Below are 13290 nucleotides of genomic sequence, written 5' to 3' on the forward strand. Positions count from 1 at the left end.
TTGCCTCTAAGCTGTGTTTGTTTTACTTTATTTAAATTGAATAAATAAATGTTATTTTTTCATCTGTATTTTGCTTCTTTGTCACTGTTATGTGAGCTGTTTGGAAAAGGATTATCATGCCAAGCTTGATTAGAATCGTGTTAATTAATACCCACCTACCGGGTGTGGTCGAACTGTTATTAAAGGGTCACACCAATATTTGTGGTACCAATGCGTCTGGTAAAACAACGTTACAACGATTGGTGCCCGTTTTTTATGGCGAGTATCCTAGCCGCGTAGTGCCGTCAACACGTGACAGTTTCGAACGTTGGTATTTACCCCATGACTCCAGCTACATTATTTATGAGTATCAAAAAGACGATGGTTTGCTTTATCAAGCAGTGCTAGCGTCAGCAGGTGACGGTAAAGGGGTTAATTACCGTTTTATCGCCCGAGGTTTTGAACTAGAGCATTATATTAAATCGCGTAATGGCGACACGATTATTTGCCATTCGATGGCCGAATTAGGCCGCGAAGTAAAACGTGATGGTATTGCTCATACCAATTTAATTAATACCCGTGAATTTCGTGCGATCATTCAAAACGATCGCAGCTTATTAAACACAGGTAGCAATCGTAATGAGCTACGGACATACGCACGACAATTCTCATTATGCGACGGTGAACACTCCCTGCGTCATATTGAAAAGTTGGCAAAAGCGGTACATTCTAAAGAAGGCAAAATGGAAACGATCAAATCAATGATCGCGGCCATTTTAGAAGAGGATGGGGTTAACCCGCCAACGTCTAGACTGAACCCACAGCGGGTTGAAACTTGGATACGTGAGAGCCAATTAGTACAAGGCTTTGAGCAAATACGCCCCGAGTATGACAAGCTTGAACAAGAGTTTAATCAATTATTAAGTGCAGAATTACGTTTAGCCAGTTTGTCCCGTGGCTACCGAGACGATGAAACCCTCGAAGCCGAACGTCAAGATCGCAATCAAACGCTAGGCAAAGAGCTCAATCTTAAATTGCGCTTGCTTGATGATGAATGGAAAGACATTCGTGATGAATTAAACCAAGAGTTATCTGCCGCCAAAGGTGATGTAGGCAAGTTTGAGTATGAACTTGATGCGATTGAAGACCAACATGCGGCTTTTTTAGATGCCGATATTGAACAAGCTAAAGCGGATTTAGACAATTTACCCAATTGGCGTAGCGACGTTGAAAACCTTAACGAGCGTCACAAGCTACAAACCGAAAAGCATCAAGATATTGAGTCTGCTTTTAATGCCCGACGTAATAAAATTGCCGAACAGTTACATCGCGAACTCGAAACATTACATGCTGAACAGGACACTCAACGAGAAGCCCGTGACAAGCAGCGCGAGTTAGCTAACGACGATCTGGCTAAACTTGAGCAACAATGGCGCGATCAAACCGACGCAGGTAAAGCCAAGTTCAGCGAGCAAGAATATCAACTTAAGTTAACGGCTGCCGAGCTTAAGCATCAAGTTGACGGTGTGACTTACACCGAAGATGAAAAAATGCGTTTGGCCATTTTCGATGAGCGCATCAGCTTAGCCGACGAAGAGCAAGAAACCTGCAACCAAAAAGTGGAACGCTTAACCACAGAAGAGCGTAAACAACGAGCCAAACGCGACCAAGCTAATGAAGCACTGCGCATTGCCAGTATTCGTATTAACGAGCGTGAAAACACCAAAGAAGAACTGCATCATATGCTGTTTCCGCAGTCGCATACACTGTTGGAGTTTTTACGTAAAGAAGCACAAGGCTGGGAACAGTCATTTGGTAAGGTCATCGCTCCTGAGCTATTACACCGCAGTGATTTACACCCAAGTTTGGCTAAAGACAGTAGCGAAGCTTTGTTTGGGGTGAATCTAGATTTAAATGCCATTGATGTGCCGGAATATGCTGCAACAGAGCAAGACTTGCGTATTCGTTTTGCTAAAGCGGAAGAGGCATTGAAAAGCGCCCAAGAAATGCATGCTGAAGCCGAAGATCAACTGGTGGCAATGAATAACGCCCTTGATGTGATTACCCGTGAGCTGACATTTGCGCGCACAGCCTATAAAAACAGCCGTGAAGATTTACGTCGCCTGTTTGATGAAAAACGCAGCGAACAACAAAAGATCAACCAAGCCGTAGCCGATCGCAAAACCGAATCAGGCAAACGATTAGTACAGCTCGATAACGAACTAAAACAGCTTCATAACCAGCATCTTGAATGGCTTGTAGAACAAAAAGAGCAAGCACTTGAAGCACGCATGGACAAAAACGCTTACTGGCAAGAAGTGGTTGGCGCCATTGATAACCAATTAGGCCAAATTAAAGCCAATATAGAGCAGCGCCGATTGACGGCTAAAACCGAACAAAAAGCCTGTGAAACTTGGTATAAAAACGAACTTAAATCTCGCGGTGTCGATGAAGGCACTATTTTGGCACTTAAAAAGCAAATACGCGATCTTGAAGCCAAAATTAGCCAAGCAGAACAACGTCGTAGTGATGTATTACGTTTTGATGATTGGTATCAACATACTTGGTTAACCCGTAAGCCAAAACTGCAAACTCAACTTGCTGAAGTCAAGCGTGCCGCATTAGAATTTGAGCAACAATTAAAAGCCAAAACAGCTGACATTAAACAGCGCCGCACCACGTTAGAAACCGATCGTAAAGCCTGTGATGCCGCTCAAGTTGAGGCGTCAGAAAACCTCACTAAACTGCGCGCGGTAATGCGCAAACTCGCTGAGCTTAAATTACCACCTAATAACGACGAAGCCATTGGTGGTATAGGCGAGCGCCTGCGCCAAGGCGAAGACCTATTGCTAAAACGCGACTATTTAATGGGTTCCGTTAAGCAATATGTAGAGCACTTTGATTCGGTCATTGCCAGTAAATCAGGCTCGAGTTTAGCTGAGTTTTGGGAGCGCGCCCGTGATGAATCAAGCTTTGTTAGTGACAAAGGTATTCGCTTACTCGACTATCGCAAATTAGTGCCACAACTTGAACAACTACTGAATGTCATGGTGCCGCAATCGTTAATGGCTATTCGCGAACAAGGGCGTATTTTTGGTATTGATTTAACCGCGTTTTATGACGTGTTAACCGATATCGATCGCCGAATTGCCAGCCAAAGTGCTCGTATTACTCGCGAAGTAGGTGAGGAGTTATTCCTCGATGGCGTGTCTGAATCAGCAGTACGTATTCGGTCACGCATTAGTGAACTTGAGTTTTGGCCTGAGCTGGAAGTATTTGTAAAAGCCTTTAAAGCTTGGAAAGCCGACGGCTTTAGTCAACTCCCTGACGAGCATTACACCAATTCAATGCGCCGCGCCTTAGACATTATTGGTCGTGCAGCGTTAACCGGTGGCATTGCTAAATTGCTCGAAATTGAGCTACGGCTAAAAGAAGGTAATAGTGACTTAATTATTCGTACTGACCGTCAGCTAAACGAGTCATCTAGTCACGGAATGGCGTATTTGATTTTATGTAAATTCTTATTAGCATTTACTCGCTTATTACGCGGTAAGGCAGACGTGACTATTCATTGGCCAATCGATGAGTTGGGAACATTGCATCACACCAATGTGAAGAAGATTTTTGACGCCTGTGAAAATAATAACATTAGCGTATTAGGTGCTTTCCCTAACCCTGAATCAGAAGTGCTCAACCTGTTTGCTAACCGTTACATTATTAATAAACAAACTAAAAAGCTGCAAGTTGTGAAGCCCCAAGCCAATCCATTAGCGGCACGTTTATCGCAACGTAACGCAAAAATAGCGAATGCAGAGACGACTAAGGAGCACATCTAATGTCAGGCGAAAATGAAACAACCTTAGTGGGTACCAGTGCGTTAATAGAGCAATTGCTTCGCGGTGAGTTTATTTGCCGAGTCACCAATGAAGATGGCTGGCGCGCGCTGAAAAATAACAGCACTCGTGACCGAGTAGAAAGCTACTTAAATCAAATTAACCGCACATTGGCCAGCGCCGGTGAAGGTGAAGTGTTTTTTTGTGGTTACTTACAATTGGGTGATGCAGAGCGCAAAGTGATTTCATCGCAGTTTAAAGACATTTGTTCGGCGCTTATTCCGCTGGTGGAATGGTTGGTACTGGTACAAGAAGCTAGCGGCCAAGATGCACCATTAAGCGAAGGCGCACCCATTCGTTTAACCGATTTACAAGCGCGTATTGAAGACACTCCAGCGTTTAGAGAGCAATTGGCTAAGTTGAGCCAATATCGTTTATTTGGCTCAACAAGTAGTAATGTCGACGGCCAAATTAAATTAGTCTTTAAACGTTTGGTTGAACTGGGCTACCTAAGCAAACCTAACAGTGAAAAACAGATTTATATTGCTACCGGTAAGCTTGATTATTTATATGAAGTGATCCGTTTTATTGATGAAACTGAAGGCTTAAGCCTTGAGGCACAGGCAGAAACGGCGACTCAAAGGGATCTGATATGAGCAGCAACTTACACCAAGCTGGGGTAAAACTGCTCAAACAACTCGGGCGGCATGCTGATGTCATCATGGATGCGTATTTGGCTGGATCGATTAGTGACTCAACCCATGATGCTGGCGTAATCGAAAAACTGAAAAAAAGTGGCATTTTATGGCGTCCAGAACCTGATCAAGAATTGCGCTTAAAGCGTTCAGTAAGGGCGTTACTTGAAGAGGCGTTAAGTGATGAGCGTAATCGTCAAATCGACTCGAATGTAGGCTCATCCCTTGCCACCATTAAAACCCTTGCTGATCATTACAAAGAAGCGCGTCATAATGTTGATTACAGCGCCGCTGAAGCCTATTTGGCCGACTTGAATGAGCATGTCTACAGTTTTACTGACAGTTTGCGTTATTCGATTAGGGTATTGTGGAGCCGGATTAATAACGAGTTTGGTTATGTGGGAACCATTAGTGCCAAAATTCGCGAGAATGAATTAGCCCAAAGCCAAGTATCGGATCTACTCAACGGTTTAGAGATGTTCCAATTTAGTGAGCTTGGTGAAATTGCGGGAGACATTCGTGAATTGCGCCGACTGTTAATGACCAGTCTGCAAGAAACCTTAAGTCAGTGCACCCAAGAGTTAAGTATTGTTCAGGGCCGGTTATATGAATTACTGGGCCGATTTAGACAAATACAAGGACGCACACGATTACTGAAAGGCTGGTTATTACACACTGACATGCATCCTGATTACCAACCCGAAAATCATGTTGGTCATAAAGTGGTACCGAGTTTATTTAACTCTGCAGAGGCCTTATTAGCACCCGCAAATGTTGATGTGAGTAATCCTCATCATGAGTTAGCGTTAATGAGCATAGTCGCGCAGGTGAAAGCTATTAGTCGTGATGCTACACCGGTGGTAACTCGTGATCAAAATGTCACCTTTGAAATGGGCGATACTGAAGATTTTGATATCCCAGAAAACCCACTCAAAATAGCAGTTGATGAATATTTCTGCGAAGTGATTGATTCTGGTTTACGCCAATCGGCACTGAGTTATTTAACTGAGAAACAACTGCAGTGGGATGCTGAAAGTTGGCTTTATCAGGTGATTGGTGGCTATGAAGGGTTAGCTGATGAGCATAAAAATTACTTTGAGCTAGAACCGATTGGTAAACCTGATCCTGTCTATAACGGTAACTTTATTATTCATGATGTTGAGTTATGGCTAGCTTAACCAAAAGCCAGTTACAGGTTATCGCTCGTGCGGCAGAACAACGTTTGCCGCGAGTATCTTTTAATGCCAGTTGGAAAAAATTGTATCGTTTATGGGATATCGGTGAGCCGGATGGCGCGGAGAAATACCTTTATTTAACCAGTAACGATTATGTTTTACTGCGTAATATGGCTCAAGTTGATTCGGGCTTGGATATTCTGGCACTCGACTTTGATGTGTCTCGCCAACAAATGTCGCAGCTCAGCGCCAATGAGAAATATGCGAATATCAGCCCAGAAGCTGATTATGTATTAATTAAATTGGTGCCTAGCGTATCTCAAAGCCTAGTGACTGGCTTAGTGGCCGATTTAGTCTCGGTGCATCACTGTTCATTACGGTTAAAGGTCGACAATGCGCTTGCGCTTTGTCAGCAACTCAATGTCGCTAATCTCGTCGTGGTCGAAAACCTCGACAGTTTTGATAACTTTTTTGATTATGTATTTGCAACCGATTTGCAGGCCATTATCAATAATTGTGTGGTGTTGTACCGCGGTAGTCATGATCATTCACCCGCAGGTCGAAAGCGTTTTCTACACCAACTTAGCTCATCTGCGATAAATATCATTGGTTTTACTGACCTTGATCCCGCTGGGCTGATGATTGCCAATACGCTTGAGTCTTGCCACAGCATGCTTGTGCCGACGTTGGCACTGGAATCGCCTGAAAAGTTATTAGCGATAACGCAAATAAATTCAACGGCTGACTTTCATAAACAACACAAGCAATGGGCTTATCTTAATCGATTATTGTTTCAGTCTGCATCGACATTGTCTGCGAGTCAGCAATCGAGCTCGTCATCTACAATATATTGTCCGCAATGGTTAACGTTAGTTCACTGGCTTGGGCGTAATAATGTCAGTATTAAGCAGCAGCATATGTTGGCTAACTCTTTACCACTCAGTTTGTTAAATATTCGCCAGTAGTTCTTTACTCGCCACCTAATTCCGTTGCATGCATTTTGAGTCACTCTATTGACCAAACAATTCCAATCTTAAGAATTAAAAAACGGTTTAACCTTTTGTTATATATTGTTTTTATATTCACTAAAAACTAAGCGATTATTTAGTAACCATTTTTGTTAATAAGATGATTGAAATATGTTGCGCTATGTCTCAGTATTTCAACGATCGAAAAGTATAAACACCAGGATTGGTATAACAATAATCAGCAACAGAAGTTGCCATTTCGAATGGGAAATTAGTACATGACAAAATCACTTTCAGCACGGATCTTTATCGGTCTATTTTTGGGCGTTCTACTGGGCAGTCTTGTCCAGTTTGCACTCGCCGACAATGCCTTTTTTGGCGGAACATTAGTGACCTTTGCAAGTGGCATTGGCACCATGTTTGTTAATATGATCATGATGCTTGTAGTACCTTTGGTGTTCGTCAGCATTGTTTGTGGTGTGTGTGAGTTACAAGATTTAAAAAGCTTTGGTCGTTTAGGCGGTAAAACTTTTGGCTTTTATATTATTAATACCATGGTGGCGATCACAGCAGCCTTTGCTGTTGCAATGGTGTTTGAGCCTGGTAAAGGCGTGGATATGTCGAGCAGTGGTTCACTGGATATTACCGCCACAGAATTACCCGACTTAATGTCGTTAATTGTTAGCATTGTGCCCAATAATCCATTTTCCGCTTTTACCTCTGGCAATATGTTACAAGTGATTTTTATGGCGCTGCTAATGGGCGGGGTAATGAAATCAATGGGTGCCTCGGTTGAAGGTGCAGTTAAAGGTTTTCAAACAGCCAATAAAATCATGATGCGTTTAATTTCAGTGGTTATGAGCCTAGCGCCTTACGGTGTGTTTGCATTAATGTTTAAACTAGGTGCAACCTTAGAGCCTGAGATTTTTGTTAGTGTGGTTGAATATTTAGTGCTTATTTTGGCATTATTGTTAATTTGGATTTTTATCGTATACCCATATTCTGTCAGCTTATTTACCCCCATTTCAGCGAAAACCTTTCGCGACAAAACCCAAGAGCAAATTTTATTCTCGCTATCAACAGCCAGTTCTAATGCCACCATCCCAGTCACAATGCGCACATTAACCGACAAGCTTGGTGTGAGTAAAGCGGTTGCCGGTTTTGGTGTGCCACTAGGCGCGACCATGAATATGGGCGGAGTATCGATTTATATTACTATCGCTATTTTCTTTGTTGCCAACGCCTTTGGTATGCCAATCAGCAATGATCAAATCCCATCGTTATTATTCAGTGTGTTTTTACTGTCAGTGGGCGCAGGTGGTGTACCTGGCGGTGGAATGGTGATGATTGGCGTATTGATTTATCAATTAGGATTACCTGTCGAGGCGTTTGTTATTGTTGCTGCATTAGACCGTATTATCGATATGGTATTAACGTCATGTAACGTAGTGGGTGACACCGCGGTATTAACCATTGTCGATCAAACGGAACAAGCACATCAATTAAACAATAAAAAATCTGTTACTGATAATGAATAGTATGATGATGTAATCTATGGTGATGAAAAGCAGTTCAATGATGGCCATTGAACTGCTTTTTACGTTAAGGGCTAAAGTGTATATGTAGATTGTTTGACAAGCGTTGTTACCCTTAACAGAGGCCTGTTAGTCAATTGATGGCTCTTCGCTGTAATCAATACCGTGATAGCTCAAGCAGGTGTCAACTTCATTAGTACTGCCTAAAATCACTGCCACACGCTGGTGGATTGCTGTTGGCTGAATATCTAATATTGTTTCATAACCTGTAGAGGCTTTACCGCCCGCTTGCTCAACGAGTAATGCCATTGGGTTTGCTTCGTACATCAGGCGCAATTTGAATGGTTTGTTTGGATTTTTATTATCTGTTGGATAAGTAAAAATACCACCGCGACATAATACACGATGCACATCGCCCACCATTGCAGCAATCCAGCGCATATTAAATGATTGCTCGCGTGGACCGATGTCACCGAGTAGCAAATCACCAATGTAAGTTTGCATTGGTGCTTCCCAAAAGCGCTGGTTTGACATGTTGATAGCAAATTCTGCTGTGTCTGGAGTGATCTGAACGTTATCGTCGGTCAGTAAAAACTCTTGGCTGTCTGGATCCAGGGTATAAAACTGAGTGCCTTTGCCTGTGGTTAACGCCATCATGGTTGATGGGCCATACAGTACATAACCGGCCGCGACTTGTTTGCGGCCTGCTTGTAAAAAGCTTTGCTCGTTTAACTCACCTGCAGGAGCTGGTAACACAGAAAAAATAGTGCCAACTAAAGAGTTAATATCAATGTTTGAAGAACCATCTAAAGGATCAAAGCACACTAGGTACTCACCTTGGGCATTCACTTCAACCACGTAATCTTCTTCTTCTGATGCTAAACCTCGGACATGGCCGTCGGCTTTAAGCGCATCTTTAAGCATGTCATTGGTGATCACATCCAGTTTTTTCTGGGTTTCGCCTTGCACATTTTCATGTTCAGTCGCACCTAAAACACCTGCTAATGCACCGTGACGAACGGCGCCGCTAATGGCTTTTGATGTGTCAGCTAAGGTTAACAGTAATGTTGTTAAAGACGCATTTACGGCTTGTGCGCTAAGGGTTTGTGCCAAAGTCTGCATGATTTTTCCTATGAGATTTTGCGAGGTTGAGGTTAAGGTCGATGTCATTAATTCTTATGTATAAATCATACCCCACAATGAAGCTAATTTCAGCGATTGTTATCTTGGGTTTTGGTTTTGCTACAAATTAAGGCAAAATGTGGGCGGATTGAATTGCCCAAGGATTAATAATAATGACAACAACATGGAAGCATCATGCTTTGGCGGCATTGTCTGCCGTTCCACTTCTTTTTACCAGCTCGACTTTTTCGGCAACAGCAACAACCCATACAGGCAGCATCATGAACTCTTCGACCACCGCAACACTGACCGCGATCAAAGGTAATACTATGCCTTTGAGTATTGAGCGCATTCACGCATCGCCAGCATTAGCGGGTTCAAGTCCTCGTGGGTTGGCATTGTCACCAGACGGAAAGAGGGTGACCTATTTATCGAGCCGATCAGATAACCAACATTTTTATGATTTATGGCAAATGGATATCGCCACAGGCAAGCGCAGCATGTTGATTAATGCAGATCAATTAGAAGGTGGGGAGCTGTCTGATGAAGAGAAAGCCCGCCGCGAACGCCAACGTATTTACGGTCAAGGGATCATGGAATATTTTTGGTCTGAAGACAGCGCCAGTATTTTAATTCCTGCTGCGGGTAAACTGTATTTATATGATGTTACTAATAATGAGGTCGCAGAGCTAGCAACAGGAGACGGTTTTGCCACCGATGCGCGTTTGTCTCCAAAAGGTCACTTTGTATCATTTGTGCGCGATCAAAATTTATATGTATTGTCGCTTGAAACTAAACTCGTTACCGCCCTAACTACTGACGGTAAAGGGCCAATTAAAAATGCCATGGCTGAGTTTGTCGCCCAAGAAGAAATGGATCGTATGACTGGTTATTGGTGGGCGCCAGATGAGTCGGTCATTGCTTTTACGCGTATTGATGAAACGGGTGTTGAGTTAGTGACACGCAATGAAATTTATGCCGAAGGCATTAAATTAACCGAGCAGCGTTATCCTTATGCAGGTAAGGCCAATGTTGAGATAGCGTTAGGAGTGGTGAGCTTAAAAAGTCGCGATATAAACTGGATTGATTTAGGCAAACAAAAAGATATGTATTTACCACGTGTTGATTGGTTACCAGACAGCCAACATGTGTCATTTCAATGGCAAAGCCGCGATCAGCAAACACTGGATTTACGCATCGCTTCTATAGCCAACCCGAAGCAAGCAGAAACCGTGATTGAAGAACGCAGTAACGCTTGGGTTAACTTAAACAAAGATTTGCACTTCCTAAAGCAACAAGCGGCCTTTATTTGGGGCTCTGAACGTGACGGCTTTAATCATTTATATTTATTTGATTTACAAGGAAAGCAGCTTAAACAATTAACCCAAGGTGATTGGGCGGTTGACGCGCTTGAATTTGTCGATGAAGCGACAGGCTGGGTGTACTTTAGTGGTCGTAAAGACAGTGTGGTTGAGCGTCATTTGTATCGAGTCAATCTTAATAAAGGCAAGGACTCCATTGAGCGAATTAGTCAAGAATCAGGTATGCATGAAGCTGTTTTTGCTGATAAAAAGCCAGTTTATTTGGACTACTTTAGTAGTTTACAACAGCCACCACAAATCAGTTTACACAATGAAAGTGGTCAATTATTGGCGTGGGTTGAGCAGAATGAAATTAATGCGGAACATCCGTTATATGACCTTGCTGGTTTATGGCAGATGCCAGAGTTTGGTCAATTAAGCGCTGAAGATGGCCAGCCTTTAATGTATCGTTTGTTTAAACCGATTCCTTTTGATGCAGCTAAACAATATCCGGTAGTGGTGCGTGTATACGGCGGGCCTCATGCACAATTAGTGGTCAATAGTTGGAGCGAGTCAGATTATTTTACTCAGTATTTATTGCAGCAAGGCTATGCTGTATTCCAGTTAGACAACCGTGGTTCGGCCCATCGTGGTACTCAATTTGAACATGTGATTTATCAGAACATGGGTGATGCTGAGGTCAACGATCAAAAAGTAGGTGTTGATTACTTGCGTAGTTTGCCATTTATTGATGGTGACAACATCGCTATTTATGGCCACAGTTATGGCGGTTACATGGCGTTGATGAGCCAGTTTAAAGCTCCTGATTATTTTAAAGCGGCAATATCAGGTGCACCAGTTACTGATTGGCGTTTATATGATACTCATTATACTGAACGTTATATGGGCAACCCTGAAACCAATAAAAAAGGTTATGATGCCAGCAGCATTCTACCTTATGTGAAAAATTATCAGTCAGGCTTATTGATGTATCACGGTATGGCGGATGATAACGTATTGTTTGAAAATAGCACTCGTGTATATAAAGCACTTCAAGATGAGGGGAAATTATTTCAAATGATGGATTATCCAGGATCTAAGCATTCAATGCGTGGCGAGAAAGTGCGCAATCATTTATATAAAACATTGGCAGCATTTTTAGACCAACAGCTAAAATAATCGCTTAGTAAGATTTCAGAATTAGATATCTTAGTTAGATTTCTTCGTTAAAGAAAAAGACAATAAAAAACCAGGTGATTAACCTGGTTTTTTTATTGCGATTAACGTTAGAAGATTACGCTTCTAAGTCACCACAAAAACGATAGCCTTCGCCGTGGATAGTCGCGATGATTTCTGGCGTATCTGGCAAGCTTTCAAAATGCTTACGGATACGACGGATAGTTACGTCAACAGTACGGTCATGAGGCTTTAATTCACGGCCAGTCATTTTTAATAATAAATCAGCACGAGTTAAAATCTTGCCTGGGTTTTCTACAAAGTGAAGCATCGCACGGAATTCACTGCGTGGTAGCTTATAAGACTCACCTAGTGGGTTAACCAAAGAACGACTGTTGATTTCTAAGCTCCAGCCGTTAAAACGATAAAACTCAACAGAACCTTTTTCTTCAGTTTCTGCAGCAGCATTATTCACGCGAGTTAATAAGTTACGAGCTCGGATGGTTAATTCACGAGGGTTGAATGGCTTAGTGATGTAGTCATCAGCACCAATTTCAAGGCCTAGGATTTTATCAACTTCGTTGTCACGACCCGTTAAGAAAATAAGTCCGATGTTATTAATTTCACGAAGTTCACGTGCTAATAATAAACCGTTTTTACCTGGCAAGTTAATATCCATTACAACAAGGTTAATCTTATTGTCTTGCATGGCTTTATGCATTTCTGCACCGTCGTTAGCTTCGGTGACAACATAGCCTTCAGCTTCAAAAATACTGCGTAATGTATTACGAGTTACTGCTTCATCTTCAACAATTAAAATATGCGGATTTTGCATGATATATACCTAATTTTATAAAATTTGATTCTAGCGATTCGTTGCTAGTAAGTTGTAATAGCGCATTATTTTTACGCGAATATTCCAGTATTTTTTGGTGTTTATCTATGTCTGCCCTGAATTAAACACTCTTATAAACTCGTATGCTGTAACGCAAAATGTGGGTTACTGAGTTGTCTCGCGTCGATTAAGTCTCATTACGCCAATGCAATATGCGCGTTAATGCCTAATGAGTTAAATTTTTTGCCACCAGGCTAACTACTATGAATACGATTTAAGAAGATAGTTCCATTTGTTACAAACTTATTTAACCTTATTCATGTTTATCAAATGTAGAACATAAATCGTTCAGGTGTAAATTAAGCGTATACAAATGTGAAATACTACACTTCTATGAAACTTTACTACAGTCTCCATAAAACGCTGTCTGCTGCCTTTTTACTATCAATGTTATTGACTTAGTCATAGTGATTTAATAGTAAGTGATGTTTATTGTACTCGTTTTAGGCATTTGTTAACAAATTAAATGTTAAATAATTAATATAATTGTCGAGTATATGAAAGATTAATACAGTTAAGTAGCTAATAATCATACTATTTTAAGTTCAATACTTGTGACTGATATCACAAGCCTTTGAGATTTTATTACCTTCTGTTAAACTGTTTTCGGC

At 41.8% G+C, this 13290-nt stretch carries 8 protein-coding genes; 6 read left to right on the plus strand and 2 right to left on the minus strand.

The window, feature by feature from the left end:
- The first annotated feature begins 116 nt into the window (after positions 1-116).
- The 5 genes from FH971_RS02520 to FH971_RS02540 all read left to right on the plus strand — a co-directional run bounded on the left by FH971_RS02520 (position 117) and on the right by FH971_RS02540 (position 8188).
- Positions 117-3815 carry an ATP-binding protein gene (locus FH971_RS02520; RefSeq protein WP_140233227.1) on the plus strand — a complete coding sequence of 1233 codons (3699 nt, stop codon included), beginning with the start codon at positions 117-119 and terminating at the stop codon, positions 3813-3815.
- Positions 3815-4468, plus strand: a complete 654-nt coding sequence (locus FH971_RS02525) for a condensin complex protein MksE (RefSeq protein WP_140233228.1) — start codon at positions 3815-3817, stop codon at positions 4466-4468. Before FH971_RS02520 ends, FH971_RS02525 begins: the two co-directional genes overlap by 1 nt.
- Positions 4465-5685: a phosphoenolpyruvate carboxylase gene (locus FH971_RS02530; protein WP_140233229.1), complete on the plus strand. Its 1221-nt coding sequence runs from the start codon at positions 4465-4467 to the stop codon at positions 5683-5685. Before FH971_RS02525 ends, FH971_RS02530 begins: the two co-directional genes overlap by 4 nt.
- Positions 5673-6647 carry a DUF7281 domain-containing protein gene (locus FH971_RS02535; RefSeq protein WP_140233230.1) on the plus strand — a complete coding sequence of 325 codons (975 nt, stop codon included), beginning with the start codon at positions 5673-5675 and terminating at the stop codon, positions 6645-6647. Before FH971_RS02530 ends, FH971_RS02535 begins: the two co-directional genes overlap by 13 nt.
- Positions 6648-6928: 281 nt before the next feature.
- Positions 6929-8188, plus strand: coding sequence for a dicarboxylate/amino acid:cation symporter (locus FH971_RS02540; protein WP_140233231.1), 1260 nt, complete (start codon positions 6929-6931; stop codon positions 8186-8188).
- Between the two features lie 126 nt (positions 8189-8314).
- Here the strand turns inward: FH971_RS02540 and FH971_RS02545 are convergent, their stop codons facing one another.
- A complete protein-coding gene (locus FH971_RS02545) occupies positions 8315-9307 on the minus strand; it encodes a class 1 fructose-bisphosphatase (protein ID WP_140233232.1) in 993 nt (330 codons plus the stop codon).
- Positions 9308-9480: 173 nt separating this feature from the next.
- On the opposite strand from FH971_RS02545, the gene FH971_RS02550 reads away from it, so the two are divergent.
- Complete coding sequence (locus FH971_RS02550; protein ID WP_140233233.1) at positions 9481-11787, plus strand: S9 family peptidase; 2307 nt, start codon at positions 9481-9483, stop codon at positions 11785-11787.
- A gap of 115 nt (positions 11788-11902) precedes the next feature.
- Here FH971_RS02550 and arcA read toward each other — a convergent pair whose 3' ends face one another.
- Positions 11903-12619 carry a two-component system response regulator ArcA gene (gene arcA / locus FH971_RS02555; protein WP_137223179.1) on the minus strand — a complete coding sequence of 239 codons (717 nt, stop codon included), beginning with the start codon at positions 12617-12619 and terminating at the stop codon, positions 11903-11905.
- Between the last annotated feature and the right edge of the window lie 671 nt (positions 12620-13290).

This window comes from Shewanella polaris (assembly GCF_006385555.1).
GTDB lineage: Bacteria > Pseudomonadota > Gammaproteobacteria > Enterobacterales > Shewanellaceae > Shewanella > Shewanella polaris.